This window comes from Ensifer sp. Root954 (genome assembly GCF_001429005.1).
In the GTDB taxonomy this organism is placed as follows: Bacteria; Pseudomonadota; Alphaproteobacteria; order Rhizobiales; family Rhizobiaceae; genus Ensifer; species Ensifer adhaerens.
In genome coordinates, this window is the sequence record NZ_LMJM01000023.1 from 622,345 (window position 1) to 648,187 (window position 25,843).

At 63.0% G+C, this 25,843-nt stretch carries 22 protein-coding genes and 1 pseudogene; 7 read left to right on the forward strand and 16 right to left on the reverse strand.

Annotation, left to right across the window (positions count from 1 at the left end; all coding sequences use genetic code 11):
* Positions 1-6 precede the first annotated feature (6 nt).
* A complete protein-coding gene (gene ppx / locus ASE71_RS17055) occupies positions 7-1,530 on the forward strand; it encodes an exopolyphosphatase (protein ID WP_034803818.1) in 1,524 nt (507 codons plus the stop codon).
* Positions 1,531-1,592: 62 nt separating this feature from the next.
* Here the strand turns inward: ppx and ASE71_RS17060 are convergent, their stop codons facing one another.
* Together ASE71_RS17060 and ASE71_RS17065 are read right to left on the reverse strand one after the other, a co-directional pair.
* On the reverse strand, positions 1,593-2,951 hold the full coding sequence (locus ASE71_RS17060) for an esterase-like activity of phytase family protein (RefSeq protein WP_060522150.1): 1,359 nt from the start codon (positions 2,949-2,951) through the stop codon (positions 1,593-1,595).
* Positions 2,952-3,156: 205 nt separating this feature from the next.
* Positions 3,157-4,053 (reverse strand): AraC family transcriptional regulator, encoded by an 897-nt coding sequence (locus ASE71_RS17065; RefSeq protein ID WP_082566595.1) that lies wholly within the window; start codon positions 4,051-4,053, stop codon positions 3,157-3,159.
* On the opposite strand from ASE71_RS17065, the gene ASE71_RS17070 reads away from it, so the two are divergent.
* Positions 4,052-4,459 (forward strand): DUF2000 family protein, encoded by a 408-nt coding sequence (locus ASE71_RS17070; RefSeq protein WP_060522237.1) that lies wholly within the window; start codon positions 4,052-4,054, stop codon positions 4,457-4,459. The genes ASE71_RS17065 and ASE71_RS17070 overlap by 2 nt on opposite strands.
* A 46-nt stretch (positions 4,460-4,505) precedes the next feature.
* On the opposite strand, the gene ASE71_RS17075 is transcribed toward ASE71_RS17070, so the two are convergent.
* The 4 genes from ASE71_RS17075 to ASE71_RS17090 form a co-directional block, all read right to left on the reverse strand.
* Positions 4,506-5,555 carry an adenylate/guanylate cyclase domain-containing protein gene (locus ASE71_RS17075; protein WP_034803810.1) on the reverse strand — a complete coding sequence of 350 codons (1,050 nt, stop codon included), beginning with the start codon at positions 5,553-5,555 and terminating at the stop codon, positions 4,506-4,508.
* Between the two features lie 161 nt (positions 5,556-5,716).
* Positions 5,717-6,889 carry a ribonuclease D gene (rnd, locus tag ASE71_RS17080; RefSeq protein ID WP_060522151.1) on the reverse strand — a complete coding sequence of 391 codons (1,173 nt, stop codon included), beginning with the start codon at positions 6,887-6,889 and terminating at the stop codon, positions 5,717-5,719.
* A 77-nt stretch (positions 6,890-6,966) separates the two neighbouring features.
* Positions 6,967-8,367 (reverse strand): multicopper oxidase family protein, encoded by a 1,401-nt coding sequence (locus tag ASE71_RS17085; protein WP_060522152.1) that lies wholly within the window; start codon positions 8,365-8,367, stop codon positions 6,967-6,969.
* Positions 8,368-8,460: 93 nt separating this feature from the next.
* On the reverse strand, positions 8,461-9,702 hold the full coding sequence (locus ASE71_RS17090; RefSeq protein ID WP_060522153.1) for an MFS transporter: 1,242 nt from the start codon (positions 9,700-9,702) through the stop codon (positions 8,461-8,463).
* Between the two features lie 327 nt (positions 9,703-10,029).
* Between ASE71_RS17090 and aspS the strand changes: the two genes are divergently transcribed.
* Together aspS and ASE71_RS17100 are read left to right on the forward strand one after the other, a co-directional pair.
* Positions 10,030-11,817, forward strand: a complete 1,788-nt coding sequence (gene aspS, locus ASE71_RS17095) for an aspartate--tRNA ligase (RefSeq protein WP_060522154.1) — start codon at positions 10,030-10,032, stop codon at positions 11,815-11,817.
* A 202-nt stretch (positions 11,818-12,019) separates the two neighbouring features.
* Positions 12,020-12,223 (forward strand): hypothetical protein, encoded by a 204-nt coding sequence (locus ASE71_RS17100; RefSeq protein ID WP_060522155.1) that lies wholly within the window; start codon positions 12,020-12,022, stop codon positions 12,221-12,223.
* Positions 12,224-12,245: 22 nt separating this feature from the next.
* On the opposite strand, the gene groL is transcribed toward ASE71_RS17100, so the two are convergent.
* From groL to ASE71_RS17125, 5 genes are all read right to left on the reverse strand, one after another.
* On the reverse strand, positions 12,246-13,871 hold the full coding sequence (groL, locus tag ASE71_RS17105) for a chaperonin GroEL (RefSeq protein WP_060522156.1): 1,626 nt from the start codon (positions 13,869-13,871) through the stop codon (positions 12,246-12,248).
* A gap of 95 nt (positions 13,872-13,966) precedes the next feature.
* Positions 13,967-14,200, reverse strand: a complete 234-nt coding sequence (locus ASE71_RS17110; protein WP_060522157.1) for a hypothetical protein — start codon at positions 14,198-14,200, stop codon at positions 13,967-13,969.
* A gap of 135 nt (positions 14,201-14,335) precedes the next feature.
* A complete protein-coding gene (locus tag ASE71_RS17115; protein WP_051659661.1) occupies positions 14,336-15,343 on the reverse strand; it encodes a lysophospholipid acyltransferase family protein in 1,008 nt (335 codons plus the stop codon).
* A complete protein-coding gene (locus tag ASE71_RS17120) occupies positions 15,330-16,658 on the reverse strand; it encodes a cytochrome P450 (protein ID WP_226020675.1) in 1,329 nt (442 codons plus the stop codon). The genes ASE71_RS17115 and ASE71_RS17120 overlap by 14 nt, the downstream gene beginning before the upstream one ends.
* Before the next feature lie 584 nt (positions 16,659-17,242).
* A complete protein-coding gene (locus ASE71_RS17125; RefSeq protein WP_060522158.1) occupies positions 17,243-18,442 on the reverse strand; it encodes a hypothetical protein in 1,200 nt (399 codons plus the stop codon).
* A gap of 445 nt (positions 18,443-18,887) precedes the next feature.
* On the opposite strand from ASE71_RS17125, the gene parC reads away from it, so the two are divergent.
* Positions 18,888-21,164, forward strand: coding sequence for a DNA topoisomerase IV subunit A (parC, locus tag ASE71_RS17130; protein ID WP_060522159.1), 2,277 nt, complete (start codon positions 18,888-18,890; stop codon positions 21,162-21,164).
* 173 nt (positions 21,165-21,337) lie between these two features.
* Positions 21,338-21,631: pseudogene (locus ASE71_RS17135) on the forward strand (transcriptional regulator); the annotation flags it as partial.
* Between the two features lie 126 nt (positions 21,632-21,757).
* On the opposite strand, the gene ASE71_RS17140 reads toward ASE71_RS17135, so the two are convergent.
* The 5 genes from ASE71_RS17140 to ASE71_RS17160 all read right to left on the reverse strand — a co-directional run bounded on the left by ASE71_RS17140 (position 21,758) and on the right by ASE71_RS17160 (position 25,388).
* Positions 21,758-22,654, reverse strand: a complete 897-nt coding sequence (locus ASE71_RS17140) for a DMT family transporter (protein WP_060522160.1) — start codon at positions 22,652-22,654, stop codon at positions 21,758-21,760.
* A gap of 3 nt (positions 22,655-22,657) precedes the next feature.
* Positions 22,658-23,446 carry an arginyltransferase gene (locus ASE71_RS17145; protein ID WP_034803779.1) on the reverse strand — a complete coding sequence of 263 codons (789 nt, stop codon included), beginning with the start codon at positions 23,444-23,446 and terminating at the stop codon, positions 22,658-22,660.
* 187 nt (positions 23,447-23,633) lie between these two features.
* A complete protein-coding gene (locus ASE71_RS17150) occupies positions 23,634-24,098 on the reverse strand; it encodes an RDD family protein (RefSeq protein WP_034803777.1) in 465 nt (154 codons plus the stop codon).
* A gap of 88 nt (positions 24,099-24,186) precedes the next feature.
* The gene (gene hemB / locus ASE71_RS17155) at positions 24,187-25,203 is read right to left on the reverse strand and encodes a porphobilinogen synthase (protein ID WP_060522161.1); all 1,017 of its coding nucleotides are present in this window, start codon (positions 25,201-25,203) and stop codon (positions 24,187-24,189) included.
* Positions 25,200-25,388 carry a hypothetical protein gene (locus ASE71_RS17160; protein ID WP_060522162.1) on the reverse strand — a complete coding sequence of 63 codons (189 nt, stop codon included), beginning with the start codon at positions 25,386-25,388 and terminating at the stop codon, positions 25,200-25,202. Before ASE71_RS17160 ends, hemB begins: the two co-directional genes overlap by 4 nt.
* Here ASE71_RS17160 and ASE71_RS17165 point away from each other — a divergent pair.
* Positions 25,387-25,824 (forward strand): DUF6163 family protein, encoded by a 438-nt coding sequence (locus ASE71_RS17165; protein ID WP_060522163.1) that lies wholly within the window; start codon positions 25,387-25,389, stop codon positions 25,822-25,824. The genes ASE71_RS17160 and ASE71_RS17165 overlap by 2 nt on opposite strands.
* The last annotated feature ends 19 nt before the right edge of the window (positions 25,825-25,843 follow it).

The window sequence follows — 25,843 nt, forward strand, 5'->3', positions numbered from 1 at the left end:
AATTGCATGGTCGAATCTGAAGCGCAGGGGCGTCTGCCCGGCATCCGCCCGGTTTCCGTTATCGATATCGGTTCGAACTCCATCCGCCTTGTCGTCTATGAAGGCCTGAGCCGCTCGCCGGCCATGCTGTTCAACGAAAAGGTGATGTGCGGTCTCGGCAAGGGCATCGATGCGACCGGACGCATGGATGAAGACAGCGTCGAGCGCGCGCTGAAAGCGCTGCACCGCTTTCACGCGCTCTCCAAGCAGGCGCGTGCGACCTCGATGTATGTGCTGGCGACGGCCGCCGCACGCGAAGCGAGCAACGGCCCCGCCTTCATCGAGAAGGCGGAGGCGATCCTCGGTCACAAGGTCCGCATCCTTACCGGCGAGGAAGAGGCCTATTATTCCGCGATGGGCATCGTCAGCGGCTATCACGATCCCGACGGTGTCGTCGGCGACCTTGGCGGTGGCTCGCTGGAACTCGTCGAGGTCTCCGGCACGAAAATCGGCAAGGGCATCACCCTCCCGCTCGGCGGTATCCGTTTGTTCGAGCACAGCAACGGCTCACTCACCAAGGCGCGCACCTGGGTGCGCAAGTTCATGAAGAACTCGGCGGTGCTGAAGACCGGCACGGGACGGACGTTCTATGCGGTCGGCGGCACTTGGCGTTCGATCGCCAAGCTGCACATGGAGATCCGCGACTATCCGCTGCACATGATGCAGGGCTACGAGATTTCCTTTGACGAGGCGATGGCGCTTTTGCCGGAAGTGATCGAGCCGAAGAACATCAAGCCGTCCGCCTATTCGACGATCTCGAAGAGCCGCCGCAGCCTTCTGCCCTTCGGCGCGATCGCCATGCAGGAAGCGCTGGAGATCATGAAGCCGGAGCGGATTTCCTTCTCGGCGCTCGGCGTTCGCGAAGGTTATCTTTTCTCGCTCTTGAGGGACGAGGAACGTGCTCAGGATCCGCTGCTGACGGCGGCCAACGAGATCGCCATCCTGCGTGCCCGCTCGCCCGAGCACGCCCGCGAACTGGCTGACTGGACCGGTCGCATGGTGCCGTTCTTCGGGATCGAGGAGACGGAAGAGGAAGGCCGGTATCGCCAGGCGGCCTGCCTGCTCGCGGATATCAGCTGGCGGGCGCACCCCGACTATCGCGGTCTCCAGGCGCTAAACATCATCGCCCACTCGACCTTCTCCGGCATTACCCATGCCGGCCGCGCCTATATTGCGCTTTCCAATTATTACCGCTTCGAGGGGCTCAACGACGACGGCGCCACGAACGCACTTGCCGGCATCACCACGCCGCGCCTGCTGGAACTGGCAAAGCTGCTCGGCGGCCTCTTGCGTGTCGCCTATCTTTTCTCCGCATCGATGCCGGGGATTGCCCGGAACCTGACGTTCCGCAAGTCGTCTCTGCCGGACGTGGACCTCGAAATCGTCGTGCCTGCGGACTATTCGGAATTCCAGGGCGAGCGCCTGGATGGACGCCTGCAGCAGCTTGGAAAGCTCACTGGCAAGCGTCTCGCTTTCCACTTCGAAAGCTGACGCCGAAAAGTCACCGGTCAAACGGGAAGGGCGCGCGAACCGATGTTCGCGCGCCCTTTTGATTATTCGGCCTTGAGGAAGTCGCCGACTTCGAGCAGCACGAACTCGTTGTCGTCGGCCTTGTCGAGTGCGCGGCCGGCCGAGAACGGCAGGTTGTTGTCGTTGCCGACGATGATGTGGGTCTCATCGACGCGGTCGACGTTCTCGATGGTGACGAAGGGCATATCGTAGAAGCCTTCGCCGCCGCCCTGACGCTTCTTGTTGTCCGGATCGGCGATCTTCAAGAGGTCGATGTAGCCGATCTTGCGCACGGCCTTGCCGGCATTGCTGTCGTCAAAGGCGATCTTGTAGATGCGCTTGACCTTGGAGCCCGTTGCGAAGCAGTCCGGCTTCGGGTCCTTCGGATCGGCGCAGGCCTTGTCCACCGTGCCGGCGCCATTGTCGCGCTCGATCACCAGCGCGGTCTTGTCGTCGAGCATGTTGAAGTCGCCGATCGCCTCGCCGCCTTCAGCCAGCGGATAGAGCCAGCTGAGGCCGGTCCAGGCTTTGCTCGCAACATCGAGTTCGATGATGCGCAGCGCCGGGCGGCCATCGGCCTGCTCAACCGTTTCGCTGTCGGTCCAGAGCGGGCCTTCGAGCAGGCCGTAAAGCTTGCTGCCGTCCTTGGAAAGCGCCATGCCTTCATAGCCGCCGGAGCGCTTCAGGTTGAAGGCGGGCGTCTTCTTCGAGGGATCGCCCTGCAGCGTCAGCGTCGGATTGTCGGGCGAAAGCACCGGCTTGCCGTCGACCGTGGTCGCGATCACGTCGGTCAACTTGCCGTCGAGATCGAACTTGAGGATGTAGGGGCCGAACTCTTCACCGACCCAGAAGCCGTCCGCAACCGGCTGGATCGATTCGACGTCGAAGTCGGCGCCGGTGAGATAACGCTTGTCCGAGCCTTCCATGACGATCGGGAAGGGGGCCTTCTTGTCCGGGTCGGTCAGGAACAACGTCTTCAGTGCTTCGACCTTGCCGGCGTCCCAGTCCATCTTCACGTGGTGCAGCATCAGCATGGCGTCGCTGGAGTTCATCTTGCTGCCGAAACCGTTGTCGGAGAGGCTCCAGAAAGTGCCGTCTTCCATCGCCTTGATGCCGGAAAAGCCCTGCATCGGCTGGCCGTCGAAGGGCAGCGACAGGCCGGTCAGGCGAACGCCGTCCTTGCCCGGAACGGTGCCGAGCGCTTCGGCACGCTTGCGGTCCGCGGTGGTGAACTTGCCGGAGGTCTTGAGGTATTCCGGTGCGTCCGAGGGGGCGGCGATGATCGTGTTGGCCGGCAGGATCGCGTGGCCCTTCAGCGTCGCGGTAAAGGGTTTTTCCGCGGCCGAGGCGGCCATCGTCATCAAAAGAGAAAGAGCCGCGGTGGCGAGAAGCGTTTTCGTCATGAGGTTCACCTTGGGTTGGAGCCTTCTGCGTGTCTCCTTGGATCGCCCTAGATCCAAGGAGACAGAGGTGCAGCAAATTCGACGTTCTGCAGCGACCCTTGCGCGCCCTAGGACGCGCGGCGCTGCAGTCCGCAACCCGATAGGCGGCTATGATGACGGTTGGGTGATGCTTGCTTTACAACCCGATGAAGCTTTGGTGACAGGATTAGCCGGCGACGGCGAGGCTTGCCCAGCGGCCGGGCGTCAGGCCGTAGGCGCGCTTGAAATGACGGGTGAAATGCGCCTGGTCGGCAAAGCCGGTTTCGAGCGCAGCACCGGCAAGGCTTTCGCCCCGGGCGATCATCTGCCGTGCCCGCTCCAGCCGGCGCATCAGCAGGTAGCGATGGGGGCTGGTGCCGAGAACCCGGCGGAATTGCCGGGCGAGCGTGAAGCGATCGAGCCCACTCACCGCCTCAAGTTCCTGCGAGCCGACGGGCCGTTCGAGATTGGCGCGAAGGAATTCGCTCGCCTGTAGGACGGCACGCGTGTCGGCCTTTGCGGGCTTGGCGTCCTTGGTGCCGGCGTGACGGTAGAGCCCCTCGGCGATCCGCACGAGGATATCGTCGAGCGCCAGTTCGTCGATGCCATTGTCGAGATCCATGACGGCTTCGCCGACCGCCTGCCGCAGCGCCTCGTCGCCCACGACAGGGGCTGCGACGAAGGGCAGGGAGCGGTCGGTTTCATCAAGGGCTGCGAGTAGCCGTTCCGGCTGCAGATACATCATCCGGTAGCGCAGCCCGATCTCCGTTCCCGCGCCGCCATCATGGATCTCGTCCGGGTGGAGGATGATGATGCTTCCAGGATTGCTGAAGCGGCTTTCGCCGCGATACTGAAACGTCTGGACGCCGCCGAGCGTTACGCCGATGGCATAGGTGTCGTGGCGGTGCGGCTCGAAAAATTTTCCATGCAGGCGCGCCTCGATGCGCTCGATGCCATCGACCGCAGGCGCAACCCGAATGCCGTCGCCGGGCGCGCCGCACAATCGTTCAAGATCGATCGCAGCGCCGTCCGATATTGCGTCTTCCGGCACGCCCTGTCGGGCTGAAATGGAGATGGCCGTCATGTTCGATACCAAATTTGCAATCGTCTTGCGCGAGGACCTGGCAACCTGGCAGAAGCTCAACGTCACCGCCTTCCTCGCCACCGGGATCGCCGGACAGAAGCCCGGGATCATCGGCGAAGATTATCGCGATGGCGCCGGCAACGTCTACAACGCCTTGAGCATCCAGCCGATCATCGTCCTTGCCGCAGATGGGAAGACGCTCGGCAACATTCAACGGCGCGCGATCGAAAGAGAGGTCAAAGCTTCGATCTATGTCGACGGCATGTTTGCCACCGGTCACGACCACGCCAACCGTGCGGTTTTCGCCGAGACCAGGCCGGACGACGCGGCAGTCGCCGGCATTGCCATTCATGCGGACAAGAAGCTGGTCGACAAGATCACCAAGGGTGCCAAGCTGCACGGCTGACGGCGATCGCGATCCGGCCGATCGATGCCCTGCGCGCCGGCCGGGATCACTCGGCGGCGGTCGATGCCAGCTGAGGAGCCGCGCTGCCTGCGCGCAACGACAGAACGCCAAGCTTCTGCCCGCGTCCTCTGACGGCGTGCTCGCCGAGATCCTCGACCCGCACATAATGCGGCAGACGCATCTTGCGGGCGAGATCGGTGGAGATCAGTACCTGGTGGCCGAGCGTCTTGCAGAAACCTTCGAGCCGGGCGGTGGTGTTCACCGTATCGCCGAAATAGGTGATCTTGTGCCGGTCGAGCCCGATTTCCGCCGCGACGATGGTGCCGCCATGAAGCGCCGCGCGCAGCCGCGGAACCTCGCCGAACTCCTTTTGCCAACGGCGCGCATCCGCATCGATCATTTCCAGAATGTCGAAGACGCAATGAATGCAGGCCGCATTGTTGGTGGCGCGATCGAAAGGCCAGGTAATGACGGCGGCGTCACCGATATAGTCGTCGATCGAGCCGCGGTAGCGCATGACCGGGTCGGCGATCGTCGCAAACAGCCTGCCGAGATACTCCTGCATCCGCAGGTCGCCGTGTTTCTCGGCATAGGCGGTCGAGCCGGCCAGGTCGATGAAGAGGAAGACGCGTTCTTCCTCGACCGGTCTGCGATAGCGGCCGGTGAGCAAGCTCAAAAAGACGTCGCGCCCGAGGAGTTCGCGAACCCTGAGGATGAAGACTAGCGAACCTGATACGCCGAGCGCGAAGATTAGGACCGTCTTGGACGGCATCATCGCGTCCATCCAATGGTCCTCCATGACGCCGCCCGACTGCATGAGCAGGCCAGCGGCAGCATATCCGATGTCGAGAAGCACGAAGTAGATCACCAGCGACGCGACGAAAAAGACCGGCGTGGAAAAGGCGTGGATCCGTCGATGCAGGCGCCGGAAAATGATGCGTCGCTCGAAGGCGATGATCGGCAGGCACATGAAGAGCGCATAGGTCGCGCCGATCAGGGCGCCCTTTCCGTAGAAAACCCATGCGTAGACCGCGCCGGCGCCTGCAACGACCAGCAGCAAGAGAAGTCCTTCGAAAGTCGAAAAGCGCCAACGCATGCAGAAAGCTCCGGTACCGGAAGAGGCGGCATCCGTGTCGGTCGGCGTTGCCCAAGGCGCCGGCTCACGTCACATCGTTTGATACGATGGTGATTCTGTTCCGCCCGGCCCTTCGCTAGAGCTGGATTCAGGCGGAAACTTGTCTCCGCCCAATCCCTTTTTCAAGCTGACGCGGACGTGATCTCGGCGCTGATTTCCACTGCTTCGATCTTCTTGTCGACGAAGCGCAGGGCAACGTCGCCGTTGATCAGCTTCAGTGCCGTTTCGCCGAAGAGTTCGCGCCGCCAGCCCTTGAGCGCGGCGACATCCGCCTTCTCGCCCTCGGCAGCTATTTTGTCGAGATCTTCGCTGTTGGCGATGATCTTCGCGGCGACACCCTGCTTCTCGGCGATCAGCTTCAAAAGCACCTTCAGCATCTCGCCAGCGGCCGCAGCACCTTCCGGCGCATGGCTTTGGCGCGGAAGCTTCGGCAGATCGGTCTTCGGGATCGCCAGCGCCTCGTTGACGGCCTCGACGACCGCCGTTCCAGCGGTGGAGCGTTCCCAGCCCTTGGGGATGGTCCGGAGCCGTGCCAGTGCTTCCGCATCCTTCGGCTGCTGCTGGGCGATCTCGTAAATGGCGTCATCCTTGAGGATGCGGCCGCGCGGCACGTTGCGGGCGCGTGCCTCGCGCTCGCGCCAGGCGGCGACCGTCTTCAGCACGGCGAGCTCGATCGGCTTCTTTACCCGCATCTTCAGCCGCTGCCAGGCGTCGTCAGGGTGCAGGTCGTAGGTGTCGCGGGCTTCGAGAATGGCCATCTCTTCGGTCAGCCAGAGCGAACGGCCTTCGCGTTCGAGTTCTGCCGCCAGGTATTTGTAGATGTCGCGCAGATGCGTGACGTCGGCCAGCGCATAGTCGAGCTGCTTTTCGGTCAGCGGACGGCGGCTCCAGTCGGTAAAGCGCGAGGACTTGTCGATCTGCGTGCCGGTGACGCGGTTGACCAGCTGGTCATAGGAGACGCTGTCGCCAAAGCCACAAACCATCGCTGCGACCTGCGTATCGAAGATCGGATGCGGAATAAGGTTTCCGAGATGGAAGATGATCTCGATGTCCTGACGCGCGGCATGGAACACCTTGATGACCTCAGGGTTTGCCATCAGCGCGAAGAAGGGCGCAAGATCGATGCCCTTCGCCATCGGGTCGACGATGACGGCAAGGTCCGGGCTCGCCATCTGGATCAGGCAAAGCTCCGGCCAGAAAGTCGTCTCGCGAAGAAATTCGGTATCGATCGTAATATAATTTGATAGGGCCAGCTGCTGGCAGGCGGCCTCAAGGTCTGCTGTTGTTTCAATCATCAGATTTAAATCACTGTGGCGAAAATGCGGCTTGGAATTTCGTGTAACTCTTCGCGGCATCTGTCACAATCGAAATCTCAGACGACTTTGAAATAACCCGTCATGCCGGTCTTCTGGTGCTCGATGATATGGCAATGCACGACCCAATCGCCCGGATTGTCCGCCACAAGCGCCACTTCCGCCTGTTCATCGGGCAAAAGCAGGATCGTATCGGTCGGCGGCGGCAGGAAAGTCCGCTTGTTGGAATTGAGAATGCGGAAGCTCAGGCCGTGCAGATGGATCGGGTGCGCATGCGGCGTCCGGTTGGCGACCTCCAGCACATAGCTCTTGCCGAGCTTCATCTCCTCGATCGGCGCGATCGGATCGGGCGTGTCGCCCGGCCACGGAACCTTGTTGATCGCCCAGAAGGTGTAGCCAAGCGAACCGCAGATCGAAGGCGTCGCCTTGTGCTCCGCCGTCGCCGTCAGTTCGAGCGGCACGCGGGTGGCGGTGGAGAGGTCGGCTTCCGCGATCGGGTTGGCGGGCAGGGGGCTGACATCCCGAAGATCGCGCTTGAGCGACGCTCCGGCTGACCGGAAGCGCGCGATCGTCCAGGGATGCGATCCACGCAGGTTGCCTAGCGCAACCGTCTGACCCTCGCTGTCGGGCATGCGCACGACAAGATCGACGCGCTGGCCGGGCCCAAAATCGTTGCGATCAAGTGCAAAGGGCTTGTCGACCGGATTGCCGTCGAGCGCGATGACCATCGCCTCAGCGCCCTCAAGGCCGATCGTATAGATGCGGGTGACGTCGGTTGCGGCGATGCGCACGCGCACCAGGCCGCCGGCCGGTGCGTCGTAAGTTGGCTCCTGCTGCCAGTTGGCGGTGCGCACCGTGCCGTAAGTGCCGCCGCGGGCCGCATCCCGCGGCTTGAATGCGTCGATGAACGCGCCGCCGGTGCCGAGCCGCCAATCGCGCAGGTTGAGCACGATCTCGGCATCGAACGTCGGATCGTCCGGGTTTTCGACGACGATCATGCCGGTCAGGCCGGCGCCCATCTGGGTCAGCGTGTTGCAATGTGGATGATACCAGAAGGTGCCGGCATCCGGCGGGGTGAACACATAGTCGAAACGGTCGCCCGGATAGACATAGGGCTGCGTCAGTTCCGGCACGCCATCCATGGCGTTGGCAATGCGCAGTCCGTGCCAATGTACCGTCGTCGGCTCGTCCAGCCGGTTGAAGAGGCGGGCCGCATAGGGCTCGCCCTTGCGCATGCGCAGGACGGGCGGCATGCCGGTACTTGGAGCCTCACCCAAGCCGTAGGTCATGACCTTGGGCGTAAGCCCATCCTTGGCGATCTGGGCTTCGGCAAGCTGTGCCATCAGGATCTGCGGATCGGGTGCGGTGCCGGCGCGCGCCGCCATGCCGGCGCCGAGCGCGAAGGCGCCTCCGAGAGCAGCGGAGCCTTGGAGGAAGGTGCGACGGCTGATGACGGGCATTTCGGCAATCTCGGCTGCTGTTTGAGGTGCCCCGGTTCTAAACCTGATTATTGCGTTCAGCAATTATCCGGATCGCGCGCATCTTGCCGCAGGTCAGCGATCCTTGCGCTTGTGGTTGTTGCCGGCGGCGAGCTTGTTGAAAAAGGACGAGGTGCGCAGGAGATTGCGGAACGGCAAGGCGCGCTCCCCGGCGGGCACCGGCCCGCGCGCCGTCATGCGCTGCAGGGTGTAGAGCATGAACAGGAAGAGGATCGCTGCCGTGTAGATGAACAGCGCCTGCGGCCCGAAGATCTCGAGCAGGAAGGAGGCAAACAGCGGCCCGATGATCGCGCCCAGCGACCAGAAGAACAGCATGCCGGCGGAGACGAGCGCATGCTGCCCCTCGGCCGCGTGGTCGTTCGCATGGGCCGAACAGAGCGAATAGAGCGGCATGGCAAAGGCGCCGAACAGGAAGATACCGGCAAAGTTCAGCCATTCGTCGTTGCCGGCGCCGAAGGCGAGAAACAAGCCTGCGAGCAGCGAGCCGAAGGTGGCGATCAGGATGATCAGGCGGCGGTCGAACCGATCGGAATAGTGGCCGAGCGGATACTGCAGCACGACGCCGCCGATGATGCCGGCGCTCATGAAGGTGGCGATCGCCGTCACCGACAGGCCGATGCCCTGCGCATAGATTGGCCCGAGCGAGCGGAAGGCGGCGTTGGTCAGACCGACGACGATGCAGCCGACGGTCGCAAGCGGCGAGATGTTCCACAGTGCTTTGACGTCGAAGCGGATCGCCTCCGGGGCCACAGGGCTCGAGCGGTCGGCAAAGGAGATCGGCACCAGCGACAGCGTCAGCGCCATGGAGATGATGGCAAAAAGCTCGAAGCCGCCAAGCCCGATGCCAGGAATGACATATTGTGCGGCCGTGACCGAGCCGAGGTCGACGAGACGATAGACCGAAAGCGTGCGGGCCCGGTTTTTATTGGTGACGCTGGCATTGAGCCAGCTCTCGACTGTCGCAAACAGGCCGGCGAAACAGATGCCGGCAAGAAGCCGCATCAGGAACCACATCAGCGGATTGATGACGAGCACCATCGAGATGGCTGCGGCCGAAGCGATCGCCGCCATCGCCGAGAAGGTGCGGATGTGACCGATCGAGCGCAGGATGCGGGTGACGTAGACGCAGCCAAGCGCGAAGCCGATATTGTAGCCGGCGCCGATAACGCCGATCAGCGATGTCGAGAAACCTTCTTCGAGTGCACGCAGCGAGATGAAAGTGCCCTGCAGGCCGTTGCCGCCGATGAGGATGCCTGCGGTGACGAGGAGGGGGATAAGCGGGCGAATCTGGGACATGGGGCAGGCGACATCCGGGCAGGCGGCCACGACTCGGGTGGGATCACTATCGGGCCTTGCTCATGTGTAGCCCCGCATTCTGCCGCCGGACAGTCCCGAATTGTGACGATTGCCGTTCTTTTCGCGGCATTTCGGCCGCCTTCTGTCACAAGCGGTCTTGGACTGGCTCTTGCCTTCGTTTACAACGCACCTCCATCGGGGGCGGCAGCGGGCGCTGCAGCTTGACAAAGGCTGCGCATCATGCGCTTTTCCGCCCGATTTTGACCATGTTGCCGCGCGCTGTGTCCCACGAGCTTGCGCGGCTCTTTGCAATTCCGGGATAAGACGATGCACCGTTACCGCAGCCACACCTGTGCCGCCCTCCGCAAGTCGGACGTCGGTTCCACCGTTCGCCTTTCGGGCTGGGTCCACCGCGTCCGCGACCATGGCGGCCTGCTCTTCATCGACCTGCGCGACCACTACGGCATCACCCAGGTCGTTGCCGATCCCGACAGCCCCGCCTTCAAGGCGGCCGAGACCGTTCGCGGCGAATGGGTCGTGCGCATTGACGGCCTCGTCAAGGCGCGCATGGACGACACCGTCAACAAGGGCATGCCAACCGGCGAAATCGAACTCTATGCGCAGGAGATCGAGGTTCTCTCGGCCGCCAAGGAACTGCCGTTGCCGGTCTTTGGCGAGCCGGACTATCCGGAAGACGTGCGCCTCAAGTACCGCTTCCTCGACCTGCGTCGCGACACGCTGCACAAGAACATCGTCAAGCGCACCCAGATCATCTCGTCGATGCGCCGCCACATGGGCGACGTCGGTTTCACCGAATACACGACCCCGATCCTGACGGCCTCGTCGCCGGAAGGCGCGCGCGACTTCCTCGTGCCTTCGCGCATTCATCCCGGCAGCTTCTATGCCCTGCCGCAGGCGCCGCAGCAGTACAAGCAGTTGCTGATGGTCGCCGGCTTCGACCGCTACTTCCAGATCGCCCCGTGCTTCCGCGACGAAGACCCGCGCGCCGACCGCCTGCCGGGCGAGTTCTACCAGCTCGACCTGGAAATGAGCTTCGTCGAGCAGGAAGACGTCTGGTCGACGATGGAACCGGTGATCCGCGACATCTTCGTGGAGTTTGCCGACGGCAAGCCGGTGACGGAAAAGTTCCCGCGCATTCCTTACGACACGGCGATCCGCAAATACGGCTCCGACAAGCCGGACCTGCGCAACCCGATCGAGATGCAGGCGGTTACCGAACACTTCGCCGGTTCCGGCTTCAAGGTCTTCGCGAACATGATCGCGTCTAACCCGAAGGTCGAAGTCTGGGCGATCCCGGCCAAGACCGGTGGCTCGCGCGCCTTCTGCGACCGCATGAACGCCTGGGCGCAGAGCCAGGGTCAGCCCGGCCTCGGCTACATCTTCTGGCGCAAGGAGGGCGAAAAGCTCGAAGGCGCCGGCCCGCTCGCCAAGAACATCGGCGAAGAGCGCACGGATGCGATCCGCACCCAGCTCGGCCTCGACGACGGCGACGCCTGCTTCTTCGTCGCCGGTGACCCCGCCAAGTTCTACAAGTTTGCTGGCGAAGCCCGCACCCGCGCCGGCGAGGAACTGAACCTCGTCGACCGCGACCGCTACGAATTCTGCTGGATCGTCGACTTCCCGTTCTACGAATGGCTGGAAGACGAAAAGAAGATCGACTTCGCCCACAACCCCTTCTCGATGCCGCAGGGTGGTCTGGAAGCGCTGAACGGCGAAGATCCGCTGTCGATCAAGGCCTACCAGTACGACATGGTCTGCAACGGCTTCGAAATCGCCTCCGGCTCGATCCGTAACCAGCTTCCGGAAGTCATGGTCAAGGCGTTCGAGCTGACCGGCAAGTCGCAGCAGGAGGTCGAAGATCAGTTCGGCGGCCTCTACCGCGCCTTCCAGTACGGTGCACCGCCGCATGGCGGCATGGCATTCGGCATCGACCGTATCGTCATGCTGCTCGTCGGCGCCAAGAACCTGCGCGAGATTTCGATCTTCCCGATGAACCAGCAGGCCGTCGACCTCCTGATGGGCGCACCGTCCGAAGCGACGCCGGCCCAGTTGCGCGAACTGGCGATCCGCGCGATTCCGCAGAAGAAGGACTGAGGTCGAACGGACCTGACCCCAAAAGGAAAGCCCGGCGATCGTCTCGCCGGGCTTTTTCTTTTTCTGCGCCAGATGTCTGTTCAGTGCCTGCCGTAGACGGCGTCGCGAACCTCGCGGGTGAACGGACCCCACATGCCCTCGAAGGTCGTGTCCGTCATGGCGACGATGGTGATCTTCTGCCCCGCGCAGTGAGACGCTGGCCTTGCTGGAGGCGCGCTTCCGGCAGGGCATAGCGGACGGAGAGCTACGTGCGGATACCGATGCCGGCGGCCTCGCGCGCTTCGTCGGCGCTATTCTCCAGGGCATGACCGTGCAGGCGCAGGACGGTGCCGGCGAAGCGGACCTTTTGCCGATCGCTGAACTTGCGATCGACGAGGTCGGGCGCCACCGGCAGCCGTCCGGTTAGGCGACCGACCGCCTGGCGCGGGTCAGAAATCCATGCCCGGGCCGGGCGGTGGCGTGGGTAGGTTCTTCTTCGGTTTTTCGGCGACCATCGCTTCGGTGGTTACAAGCAGGCCGGCGACCGACGCCGCATCCTGCAGCGCCGCCCGCACGACTTTCGCCGGATCGATGACGCCCATGCGGTAGAGATCGCCATATTCACCGGTCTGCGCGTTCCAACCCTGGGCGAAGTCGCTCATCTCCCGAAGTTTGCCGACGATGACCGAGCCTTCGGCGCCGGCGTTTTCGGCGATCTGGCGCACCGGCGCCTCCAGCGCCCGCCGGACGATCTCGACGCCGACGCGTTGGTCGTCATTTTCGGGCTTGAGCCCATCGAGCGCGTGGACGACGCGGAGCAGCGCGACGCCGCCGCCAGGTAGAATGCCTTCCTCCACCGCGGCCCGCGTCGCATGCAGCGCATCGTCGACCCGGTCCTTCTTTTCCTTCACTTCCACTTCCGTCGAGCCGCCCACCCGGATCACCGCGACGCCGCCGGCAAGCTTGGCCAGCCGTTCCTGCAGCTTCTCGCGATCGTAGTCGGAGGTCGTTTCCTCGATCTGCGCCTTGATCTGGCCGACTCGCCCGTCGATGTCCGCCTTGGTGCCGGCGCCATCGACGATGGTGGTGTCCTCCTTCTCGACCATCACCCGCTTGGCCCGCCCGAGATTGGCGAGCGTCACGGTTTCAAGCTTGATGCCGAGATCTTCGGAGATGACGGTCCCGCCCGTCAGGATGGCGATGTCCTCGAGCATCGCCTTGCGCCGGTCGCCGAAGCCCGGCGCCTTGACGGCGGCGATCTTCAGCCCGCCGCGCAGCTTGTTGACGACTAGCGTCGCCAGCGCTTCGCCTTCCACATCCTCGGCGATGATCAACAGCGGCCGGCTTGCCTGGATCACTGCTTCGAGAATCGGGATCATCGCCTGCAGGTTGGAAAGCTTCTTTTCGTGAATGAGGATGTAGGGGTCTTCGAATTCAACCCGCATCTTCTCCTGGTCGGTGACGAAATAGGGGGAGAGATAGCCGCGGTCGAATTGCATGCCTTCGACGATCTCCAGCTCTATTTCGGCCGTCTTCGCCTCCTCGACCGTAATCACGCCTTCGTTGCCGACACGCTCCATGGCCTTTGCCAGATAGCTTCCGATTTCGGCGTCGCCGTTGGCCGAGATCGTGCCCACCTGCGCGATCTCCTCATTGTTTGAAATCTTGCGCGCATGGGTCTTCAGTTTCGCGACGATCGCGTCGACGGCGAGATCGATGCCGCGTTTCAGATCCATCGGGTTCATGCCGGACGCGATCGCCTTGACGCCCTCCTTGACGATGGCCTGTGCGAGCACGGTGGCCGTCGTTGTGCCGTCGCCGGCCACGTCGCTGGTGCGCGACGCGACCTCCCGCAGCATCTGCGCGCCCATGTTCTCGAACTTGTCGTCGAGCTCGATTTCCTTGGCGACCGACACGCCGTCCTTGGTGATGCGCGGCGCGCCGAAGGCGCGTTCGATGACGACGTTGCGTCCCTTCGGGCCGAGCGTGACCTTGACCGCATCGGCGAGAATGTCGACGCCGCGCAACATCCGATCGCGGGCATCGCTACTGAACCTGACTTCCTTGGCAGCCATTGTGGACCTCCCTCAACACGAACATATGGCCTCACGCACTCAGCCGCCCGGAAGGCGGCTTGCAATCGGACGTACCCGGCAACCGGCTTTCGCGACTACAGTCTCAAATTCCGCTCTTCTTCGTTGTCCGGCGTCAAGATATCGATCAGCGCCGCAACGCGGCCGGCCGGCAGGTGGCGGCCTTCCCCGATCAGCGCTTCATCGTTGTTGACCCAGGCGATCGCCTCCGCAAGCTCGCCGGCCGTCGCGCCGGTCGCAAGCAGTTCGGCCATCAGCGTCTCGTCAACCGGGCCAAGGATGGCTGTAATGTCCGCCTGCTTCAGTCCCATGGGTTTCTCCTTCCGTTTTATCGGTCAGGAACAGGGATTTCGGTCCTTGGCGGAATAAATAGGCCAGACCCGGCCGGCATCAAGCGCCGATCGCAAAGCCGCGACGTGCAGGCGTTAAAAAAGGCGCGAGTAAGCTCACTGCGGCCGTAGCGCGTTATCGAGGAAATACCATTGGTCGAGATGGGCGCGGACGACCGGCTCGATCGTGTCGTTCAGCAACTGCATGTCATCCAGCAGCCGGGCATTGGGGCGCTCTTCCGCCGGCAAACGTATCGGCGGCAAGGCCGTGCATTCGAAGCGGAAGTCGTCGGTGCGAAGGCCGTACCAGGGGCAGATCGTAGCGCCCGTCATGCGCGCCAGCCGTATGGCGATGGCGATGTTGCCTTCCTGATGCGGCCGGCGGCCGAAGAACGGCCCGCGGATCATGCCGCCGAACCCCTCGTCGCAGAAGATGCTGACAACGCCGCCGCCTTTCAGAACCTTCAGTGCCGGCCGGATCCCGTCCATTCCCGGAGGCAGAAACTGCAAGCCAGCCTTGCTGCGCACCCGACCGGCGATCCACGCCTTGGCCCGGCCCTTGGGCGGCACGTAGAAGGCATGCGGCTGGAGGCCGAGCTTGCGGAATGCGATCGTGCCCACTTCCCAGTTGCCGAGATGCAGGCCGACGAGAATGACTGGGCCACGGTTTGCCGCCTCACGGATGGGTGCAAGGCCCTCGGTCTTCAGCCGCTCCGGCCGCTGCTGCAATCGGTTGACGACGGAGAACTCCGTCATCAACCGTCCCTGAGCGCGACAGTTTTCGAGAAACAGTGCCTCGCGTTGCGGGGCGTCAAGGTCCGGCCGCAACTGTTCGATGGTTTCACGGGCGCGGCGGGTTGCCACCTTGTGGAAGCGCGGAACCATGAAGAGACCGAGCGCCGCCCCGAGCCTGGAGCAGGCGTCCATCGGCAGCAGCTTCATGCCGAAATGGGCGGCGATGTTGGCGACGTTCCAAATGTTGTCGGTGATCCAATAGCGCCGGAAGGCCCGCGCCCTGTCGCCACCCGCCAGTGCATCGGCGAGCCGCGGGGCGCTTTCCTCGGCGAAGATCCAGGCCCTGCGCTTGCCGATCGGCTGCGCCGCGTGCGGATCATCCGGCGCCATGCGACGGGGCCTCTCGCTTGTGCAAGGTGACCGGCAGGCCATTCTTCGGCCTGAGGGTCAGGCGGCAGATCGGTTCGACCGCGTGGCGCTGGCTCACACGAACCCGGTAGCGCTGCGCGATGATCGCCAGGCACAGGATCGCTTCGGTCAGTCCGAAATGCAGGCCGGGGCAGACGCGCGGTCCGCTGGCAAAGGGGATGAAGCTGTAGGGCGTCGGGCGCCGGCCTTCGGTAAACCGTTCCGGATGGAAGTGGTGTGGATCCTGGAAGAGGCTTTCAGTCCGGTGAAGGAGCCACGGCACGATCAGCACGAGCGAGCCCGGCTCTGCGGCAACGTCGCCGATCATATCCGCCTCGCGGGTCTGCCGCGCCAGGATCGGAACCGGTGGATAGAGGCGAAGCGTCTCCTCGATAACTGCCCGGCACCATTCGAGCTGAGGCACGTCGTCGATCGTCGGTGTCCGGTCGCCGCAGACCCTGGCGATTTCGTCGTGAACGGCCTTCTCGACCCAGCCTGCCTTCGAAAGCAGATACCAGGTCCAGGTCAGCGTCGCCGCCGTCGTCTCGTGCCCGGCCATGAAGATGGTCGCGGCCTCGTTGCGCAAGGCGACGAGGTCGAGTTTCAGTTCCGGGTTTCGTTGCTGGCGGCGGATCAGCAGCTCGACCATCGAATTGTGGTCGCCGCGTCCGGCAAGGTGATCCTCAACCACCTTGTCGATAGTTGCGTGGATGCGCTTGACCGAACGACGCAGGCTCGGCGTGCGCAGCACCGGCAGGCCGTCGTCAAAGCCGAGGAAGTAACCGATGTTGATGGAATCGACCAGCGACTGGTAGCTGGTGAAGCCCTCGGTCACCGCCGCCGCGCTACCGTCGCCGAGCTGGTTGCCGAAGACGCTGCGCGCGATGATTTCGGCGGTCAGCCCCGCCATTTCGTGCAACGCGTTGACCTCGGCGCCATCGGGCATGCGGTTCCAGCGCTCGACCAGTTCGCTGGTCGTATTTTCCATGACGGGCCCGAAAGAGGGGACCCGCTTGGCGTGGACGATGTCCGCCACCAGCGGCCGGCGTTGCTTCCAGGTGTCCCCGTCCGAAATAAACAGCCCGTCGCCCAGCAGGAATTCGAGTGCCCGGCGCATCTGCGGGCTCTTGCGCTCGAAGTTTTCGTGACGCTTGACGACGACCTGCCGGATCAGGTCGGGCGAGTTGACGACGATGATCTGCCGCCCAAGGATCCGGGTCTGCGAGATCGTTTCGGTATAGTCGCTCGCCCGCCAGATCGACAGGAAATCCGTTCGCGCCTGGAGCAGCAGCCGCAACGGCTTACCGGGCGGGCCCGTATAGTAGTCAGCTCGGACGGGGGCGAATTTCCCCTCCAACAATTCTTCAGTGAAATTTACAGACTGCTGGAGCCAGGCGAGCATTTACGTCCGATCTGCCGTAACGTGGAGACGATATTCGGGCATGTATTTGTATATTTGCACAAAGTCCGAGACGTCCCCTTCGAGGCCTAGATGCTCTCAAGTTCGTTGGAAGTCGGATTCTGAATTGCCTGAGGGTGGCATGCACGATTTCGATGAAAAACGCTATCGCCTTACGGTGAAATTTTCTTGGTGCAAGCAATAGCTCACCGGGAAGAAAAGAGCCCCGCAGCCGATGCGTGCTCCACAAGGGCTTGCAACGTGATCCGACTATGCGGTTCGCAAGTAAGGGCGATGCTTGTTCTTTCACGGGAGGGCGGCGGCGCAGTTTTCGGCCGGCGAAGTCCGTCGAGTGAACGCCGTGGGCCACATGGGAGGCCGGTGCGGCGCCATCAAGCCTTGCGTGCCTGTCTCGGCGCGCAAGGCTGGTCGTCATGTCGGTTTCTCCCGGGCTCGGCTGAGGCCGGGAGAGACCTGAACGATTAGTCGTTCGCCGTTACCTTGACGCCGAGCACCGACGGGATGGTGTTCGGCGCGCCCATGGCGGCACCCATGATCATCGGGAACGGAACCGGCTTTTCCGGTGCCGCGCTGATCGTCAGGCTCTTCGGGCCATCGAGATAGGCGTTGACGGCAGCCGACACCTGGTTCTGCAGTTCCGGCACGTTGAGCTGCGCCATCATGATCGGCACCAGGCCCTTCAGCGACTGTGCCATCTGCTCACCGGTCACGCCCTGCTGCGAGCCGGCATAGTCGAGCGCCTTCTTGGTGATCGAGGCGTCGTCGAAGTGGATTTCGGCGCTGTTGAAGGTCAGCTGCTGCATGAGGCCCATCATGGCGAGACCCATGGCCTGGTTGGCCTCTTCCTTGTTCGGATTGGCTTCGGCAGCCTTCATCGCTTCCTGCATCGATTTGACGAAGGCAAGCGTGTAGCCGGAGATATCGAGAGCGAAGTTCAGCCGGCCGACATTCTTGAAGTCGAGCGCATATTCTTCGAGCGCGACATTGCCGCTTTCGACTTCCCAGCTGCCCTTCATGGTCAGGGCGCCGTCGATGGTGGTGAGGCCGAGCTTTTCGATCGCCTCCTTGGTCTTGGCGTCCTCGACCGACGACAGGTCGGCCTTGATGCCGGAAGCGGTCGCGTCGAAGTCGAAGCCGGCGTCATTTTCCTGGCGCGCGAGGTTGGCTTCGGTGCTTTCGAGCGAGAAGACTTCCTTGCCCTTGGAGCTGACGGCGATCGGGCCGGTGCTGGCGCTTTCATAGAGAATGATGTCGTTGATCGTTCCGCCGGTCGCATTGGCCGGGATCGTCAGGCCGGAGAGCAGGATGTCCTTGACGGAAATGGCGCCTTCGTCCTGGCTGACATTGACGTCGGGGAACGAAACGGTTTCGGCGTAATAGCCGCCGCCTTCGGTCTCCTCGACGCCCTCAAAGGTCAGGTCCCCGATATTCAGGTCTACAGCGTCGCCCGGCTGGCTCGCGACCTTCAGCTTCACGCCGGTCACCGTCACCTTGTCGCCGTCGACTTCGGCCTTGTCATAGGTGATCGAGGTGCCGTTCGCGTTCGTCGCTGCGTCGAGCTTCTTCATCAAATCGGCGCCATCGAGCGCGAAGGCCGGGCCGGTCAGCGTGAGAAGCGCGGCGCTCGCCATCATCAGGCGGATCTTGCGCGTGTGCATCATTTCGAGTTCCTTCGTGAAAATCTTTGATTGTGTAGCTGTTTAAGAAGATAAGGCGTCGCTGATCTGGTTCCCTTGGCGAGGCGTCAACTGTAGGCGCATGGCAGCATTCGTCTTTGTCGGCGGCGCGCTGCCGCCAGTTCCGTCTGCAAATGCGCGTCCTGCGATCCCCCTTGCAAATCGTCCAAATCAACTCCAGCCGAAGCTATTACGAAACAGGGCGAAATTATATTCGCTTGGGCGAACCGCACATGTTCCTGCTCGGGCATGCTTTCCGGGACGTTACCTGTCGGCAGCCTCCGACGCATAGCGGCGCGACCGTTGCACGAACATTGCGCCGGGGCAAGCGGATCGGTGCGAGAGCCGGTTATTTGGGGCGAGGGGGTTCTCCACAAGCGCAAGCCCTGAAAACCTTGCCGTTCCGGGTTTGTTGCGCTAGCAAGAACCTATGGGACAAAGCCTCAATCCCCCGTCAGGCGGGGACGATCACATTCAGCCGGTTGACCTCAAGGCGGCGCTGGAAGAGCGTTACCTCGCCTATGCCTTGTCGACCATCATGCACCGCGCACTTCCGGACGTCCGAGACGGGCTGAAGCCCGTGCATCGTCGTATCGTGCATGCGATGAGCGAGATGGGGCTGCGCCCCAACTCCTCGTTCAAGAAATGCGCGCGTATCGTCGGCGACGTGATGGGTAAGTTCCACCCGCACGGCGACGCGTCGATCTATGACGCGCTGGTGCGCCTGTCGCAGGAATTCGCGATCCGCTATCCGCTGGTCGACGGCCAGGGCAACTTCGGCAACATCGACGGCGATAACGCCGCGGCGATGCGTTACACCGAAGCGAAGATGACGGACGTCTGCTCGCTGCTCCTGGAAGGCATCGACCAGGACGCGGTGGATTTCCGCCCGACCTACAACGAGGAAGACCAGGAGCCGACCGTGCTCCCCGGCGCTTTCCCGAACCTGCTCGCAAACGGCGCGACCGGCATCGCCGTCGGCATGGCCACCTCGATCCCGCCGCACAACGCGCATGAACTTTGCGACGCGGCGCTGCATCTCATCCGCCATCCCGACGCGACCGTCGAGGATCTGCTTTACGATCCGGCCAACCCGCAAAAGGGCGGCATCGAAGGGCCCGACTTCCCGACCGGCGGCGTGATCGTCGAAGGCCGGGAAAGCATGGCCGAATCCTACCGCACCGGCCGCGGCGGTTTCCGTGTTCGTGCCCGCTGGGCGCAGGAAGAACTTGGGCGCGGCGGCTACCAGATCGTCGTCACCGAAATCCCCTATCAGGTGCAGAAGTCCCGACTGATCGAAAAGATTGCCGAGCTCCTGGTCGCCCGCAAGCTGCCGCTGCTCGAAGACATCCGCGACGAATCGGCCGAAGACATCCGCATCGTCCTCGTGCCGAAGACCCGTTCGGTCGATGCCGGAATCTTGATGGAATCGCTGTTCAAGCTGACCGAGCTCGAAAGCCGCATCCCACTCAACATGAACGTGCTGTCGCTCGGACGCGTGCCGCGCGTCATGGCGCTGAACGAAGTGCTGTCGGAATGGCTGGCGCATCGCCGCGAAGTGCTGCAGCGCCGATCGCGCCACCGGCTGGCCGCGATCGACCGCCGGCTCGAAATCCTCGGCGGCTACCTCGTCGCCTATCTGAACATCGACGAAGTCATTCGCATCATCCGCGAAGAGGATGAGCCGAAGACAGTGATGATGGAGCGATTCTCGCTCACCGATCTCCAGGCCGAGTCGATCCTTAACATGCGCCTGCGCTCCTTGCGCAAGCTCGAGGAATTCGAGATCCGCACCGAGTTCGATGCGCTCTCGAAGGAGAAGGCCGAGATCGAGGCGTTGCTCGCCTCCGACGAAAAGCAATGGCAGACCGTCGCCTGGGAAATCGGCGAAGTCAAAAAGAAGTTTGCCAAGGCGACCGAGATCGGCAAGCGCCGCAGCACCTTTGCCGATGCGCCGGAAGCCGACGTAGAGGCGATCCAGCAGGCGATGATCGAGAAGGAACCGATCACCGTCGTCATCTCTGAGAAGGGCTGGATCCGCGCGCTGAAGGGCCACATCTCCGACACGTCTTCGCTCCAGTTCAAGGAGGGTGACGCGCTGAAGGTGGCGTTCCCGGCGCAGACGACCGACAAGATTCTCGTCTTCACGACAGGCGGCAAGGTCTATACGCTCGGCGGCGACAAGCTGCCCGGCGGTCGCGGCCATGGCGAGCCGCTGCGCATCATCGTCGACATGGAGACCGATCAGGACGTCCTGACGGCCTTCGTTCACGACCCGGCGCGCAAGCTCATCGTCGCCTCGGTTGCCGGCAACGGCTTCGTCGTCACCGAAAGCGATATCGTCGCCAATACCCGCAAGGGCAAGCAGGTGATGAACGTCTCGGCCAGCGACGAAGCGAAGCTGGTCGTTCCGGTCAAGGGCGATCACGTGGCCGTCGTCGGCGAAAACCGCAAGCTGGTCGTCTTCCCGCTCGTCCAGATCCCCGAGATGGCGCGCGGCAAGGGCGTGCGGCTGCAGCGTTACAAGGATGGCGGCATCTCCGACATTCGCTGCTTCACGATCGCCGACGGTCTCGTCTGGGAAGACAGCGCCGGCCGGGTCTTTACCAAGACCAAGGACGAACTGATCGAATGGCAGGGCGACCGTGCTTCTGCCGGCCGCGTCGTTCCGAAGGGCTTCCCGCGCAGCGGCAAGTTCAGCGGCTGACCGGGATAAGGAGAGCCATGCGGTCGAGAGGCCGCGTGGCTCCTGTTTCGTTTTGGCGCAGTTTGGCGCAATCTCTTAAATCATTGGAAATCCAAATGAAACGCAGGCGCAACTGGCGCTTGTAAGCCGGAAGGCTATAATGGATCACTGCGCGTCCAACAGGGATGACAGCGATGCCGAATGCCACAGCCCTTGATGACGTCCTGCTGGCCCTTGCCCACCCGGTCCGCCGCCGGATGTTCGAGATCCTTTTTGCCGGTGAGGCGCGCGTCGCCGATATTGCCGTAGCCGTCGCGGTAACCCGCGAAGAGCTGGAGACGCACATCGCGCTCCTGGAGGCTGCAGGCCTCGTCACCCGCCTCAAACGGCGCGACGGCGACGCCTTGATCGGCAATCCGGCGCCGTTGAGCGTCGCGGCCACCTGGATCAACACCAACCGCGAACTGTGGGTCATGCGCGTAGAGATGCCCGGCGTCCGCCCGGCTTCGCTGGGACAGCCGCAGGAGCCGCTGCCGGTGCGCGATCGGGGCGTCGACCACAAGCAGCGTCGTCCGCGGCCCAGCGGTCAGCGCGACGACAAGTCTTGAACAGCGTTACTCGGCGCAGGCAACGGCCGCTCTCAGCGAGCGGCTGCGCAACTGCCAAAGCGAATGGCCGATCAGCGCGAAGACGAGAATCGAGCCGCCGATCAGCGTCTGCGTTGTCGGCGTTTCAGCGAAGACCATCCAGACCCAGATCGGCGCGAGAATAGTCTCTAGCAGATAGAACATGCCCACTTCCGGGGCTGAGAGATAACGCGGCCCGGTCGCAAGGCAGAAGAAGGCGAGCGGGATCATAACCAGGCCGTTGAAGAGGATGTAGCCGGGGGCGGCGATCGTGAAGCCGCCGGCCGGCAGCATCAGGAGAGCGACGGCCGCCGGGAAGATCGCCGTCACCAGCGGCACCAGCGCCATGTCGCGCTTGCTCGCACGGCTGATCGTAATCGCGCTTGCCAGCAGAAAGGCGGAGGATGCCGCCATGGCGTCGCCGAAGAGGTGACCGCTTTCCAGTCCGTCCTGGACGATCAGCCCGACGCCGAGCACCATGACCAGCATGGTCACGAGCGTCGCGTTCGATGGCCTTTCCTTCAGAAAGATCCAGGAGAGGATGGCGGCAAACATCGAGGTGAAGGCGAGGATGAAGACCACATTCGCCGTCGAGGTGTTGAAGACGGCGAGCAGGAACGTGCAGGAATTGATTCCGTAGAAGACGCCGACCAAAAGGCCGGTCTTGCCCGGCAGCAGCGAAATCTTCCGGCCGAGCACCCGGTTGAGTACGAACCAGGCGCCGAGCGCGATCACGAAAGTCGACAGGCTGCGCACGGCGAGCAGCGACCAGACGTCGCCGCCGGCGGATCGGATGAGCGGAATGTCGAAGGAGAGGGCAAGGCCGCCGAGGCCGGTGATGGCAAGGCCGCGCCGGTGCATCGCGGCATCGGAAGATGAACTCAATTTCTAACCCGTTTTCGTAGGAGCGGCTTCCAGGGTGGTGTCTCCGCCTTCATAGCGCTCCCAGCCACGGGCCATGAGGTGCTCTTGCGGCAAAAACTTTGTTTTATATCCCATCTTGCGCGAGCCTTTCACCCAGTAGCCGAGATAGACGTGGGGAAGGCCGCGCTCCCGGGCGCGGCGAATGTGATCGAGAATCATGAAGGTGCCGAGCGACCGCTCTTCCTGCGTCGGGTCGAAGAAGGAGTAGACCATCGACAGTCCGTCGCCCATGCGGTCGGTGAGCGCCGCAGCGATCAGCGGCCCGCGTGCCTTCTCGCTGACGCCGTCACCTTCGACCCTCAGGCGATACTCGATGATCTTGGTGTGGACATGGGTGTCCTCGACCATCATCGCATAGTCGAGCACCGACATGTCCGACATGCCGCCCTTCTGGTGGCGTCGGTCGAGGTATCGGCGGAAGAGGTTGTACTGTTCGCTCGACGGCTCGGCCGGATATTCCGCCGAGATCACGTCGTGATTGGCGGCAAGCACCCGGCGCATGGAACGGGTGGGCTTGAACTCGTTGGCGAGGATGCGCACCGAAATACAGGCGCGGCAGGTCTCGCAAGCCGGGCGATAGGCGATGTTCTGCGAGCGTCGGAAGCCGCCTTGCGTCAGGAGATCATTGAGCTCGGGCGCGCGCTCGCCCACCATGTGGGTGAAAACCTTCCGCTCCATCTCGTTCGGCAGATAAGGGCAGGCTGCCGGCGCAGTCAGATAAAATTGCGGAGACGGTGCGGTCTGTGTGTTCATCGAGTGCGGAGGTCACTCTTCGCGCTGTGGTTCATGACAGTAGCATGGCGCAAGAATGGAAAACGTCAACTCACTCGTTTGCCGCTTCCGCCTGCGCCGGCCGATATTTTAGTGGTGACCACAATAGGTGGCGGCGGTGAGGCGGAAAACACCGCCTTACGCTTTCAGCTCTATGCCTGCGCCGGTTTCAATACATGTCGCGGCGCACCGTGACGGTACCGATCAGCAGGTCGTGCAGCAGGCGGCTGCGGTCGGTGAAAAGGCCGATCAGCAGGATCAGCGGCGTCAGCAGCGCGTTGGCGATCCAGAAGATGACGAGGTGGACGATCGCCGTCAGGAAGTCCATCGGGCGTCCATCAGTTCGAGCAATCGCCAGGCCCATCAAGCGCATACCGGGAGAGGCCTGTTCGCGGCCACCGACCGTCAGGCCGAAATAGAGCATGGCGACGATCGCAAAGAGCGCCGGATAAAGCATGAAGCCGAGGCCGAGCGTCAAGATGCCGAGGAAGAAGACGACGACCGCCGCGGGGATCCAGAGGAGCGCGATGATCGCGTAATCGAGCAGAAAGGCAAAGACGCGTCGCGACAGCACGCCCTGATAGGCGCGCCAGTCATTGCTCGGCAGCCTCAGTTCTTCGTTGTGCATGGTCATCGGTCAAAAGCCTCGTTTGGTTGCAGCAAGGATATGGGATGGCATTCCCTGCAAAACAAGGATCGGAGCCGGGATCAAGCGGTGCGTTTCAGCGGCCTTTGGCGAGAATGCGGGCCACTTCGACCGCGAAGTAGCTGAGGATGCCGTCGCAGCCGGCGCGCTTGAAGGCGAGCAGCGTTTCGAGCATCACCTTCTCGCCATCGATCCAGCCGTTGGCAGCCGCCGCCTTCACCTGCGAATACTCGCCGGACACCTGATAGGCAAAGACCGGCAGGCCGAAGGCTTCCTTCATCCGCCAGCAGATATCGAGATAGGGCAGACCTGGCTTCACCATCAGCATGTCGGCGCCTTCCTCGACGTCGAGGGCTGCGTCGCGGATCGCTTCGGTGCCGTTGGCCGGGTCGATGTAATAGGTCTTCTTGTCGCCCTTCAAAAGGCCGCCGGTGCCGATCGCCTCGCGATAGGGACCGTAGAAGCCGGAGGCGAACTTCGTCGCATAGGACATGATGCCGACATTCTGGTGGCCGTGAGCGTCGAGCGCCTGGCGGATGGCGCCGATGCGTCCGTCCATCATGTCGGAGGGGGCGATGATATCGGAGCCGGCGTCCGCCTGGGCGATGGCCGCCCTTGCGATCGTCTCGACCGTCTCGTCGTTGACGATCTCGCCATTGCGCAGGATGCCGTCATGGCCGTGGCTGGTGAAGGGGTCGAGCGCGACGTCGGTGATGATGCCGATCTCAGGCACGGCTTTCTTGAAGGCGCGGGTCGCCTGGTTGATCAGGTTGTCGGTGGCAAGACTGTTGGAGCCGGTATCGTCGCGCAGAGACAGGTCGATGTTGGGGAAGGTGGCGATCGCCGGGATGCCGAGACCGGCCGCTTCCTTCACCGCTTCGACCGCCTTGTCGATGCTCATGCGGTTGACGCCCGGCATCGCGTCGATCGGCTGGATGATGTTCTCGCCCGGCACGATGAAGATCGGCCAGATCAGGTCGTCGACGGTCAGGCGGTTTTCCTGCACCAGCCGGCGCGTCCAGTCGGCCTTGCGGTTGCGGCGCATGCGGCGATGGCCGGTGACCCTGTCCACAAGATTTGTCCTGTCGTTCATCGCGCCGCGCCTTTCCCGTGAAAATCGTCGATAGCCAAGCGCTTTATCATGGGCTGGCCGCCATTGGGAACCGCGCGGCCGGCGAACGGGCTGCGGCATTTCTTCTCTTTAAGAGGAGCCATGGGGGAGGGGACGGCGCGATGCCGCTGGCGGATGGCAAAGACCCGCCCTATCTTGCCGGCCATGCTTCATGATTCTGCCCATGTGCCGAAACCGTCGCTGACCGAGATGCTCTTCGGTCTCTTTCTGCGTCTGGTCTCCGCCTCATGCATCTGGTTCGCGCTGAACTACTGGGCCATGCTGATCGGGTTTTCCCATGGCGGCGCCGGACGCTTCGATCTCCTGACGCCGGAGTGGCGGGCGGCCGCAACCGCACTTGCCGTCATCTATCCGGTCGCCGCCCTCGGCCTGTGGCTGCTCGTCTCCTGGGGGCCGGTCGTCTGGGTGGTTGCGGCAGCCATCGAGATCGTGATGTACGAGTTCTATCCGGCTAGTTTCGGCGGCCGTCCGCTGCTGGTCGTGCTGCATGCGGCGGTTGCCGTTACCTTCGTTCTTTTCCGCGCGGCGATCTTTTACCAGCGCTGGCGGCTCGCCAGGCAGGTAAGAGTTGATTCACCCTGAGACAGGGTCGCCAAATGGC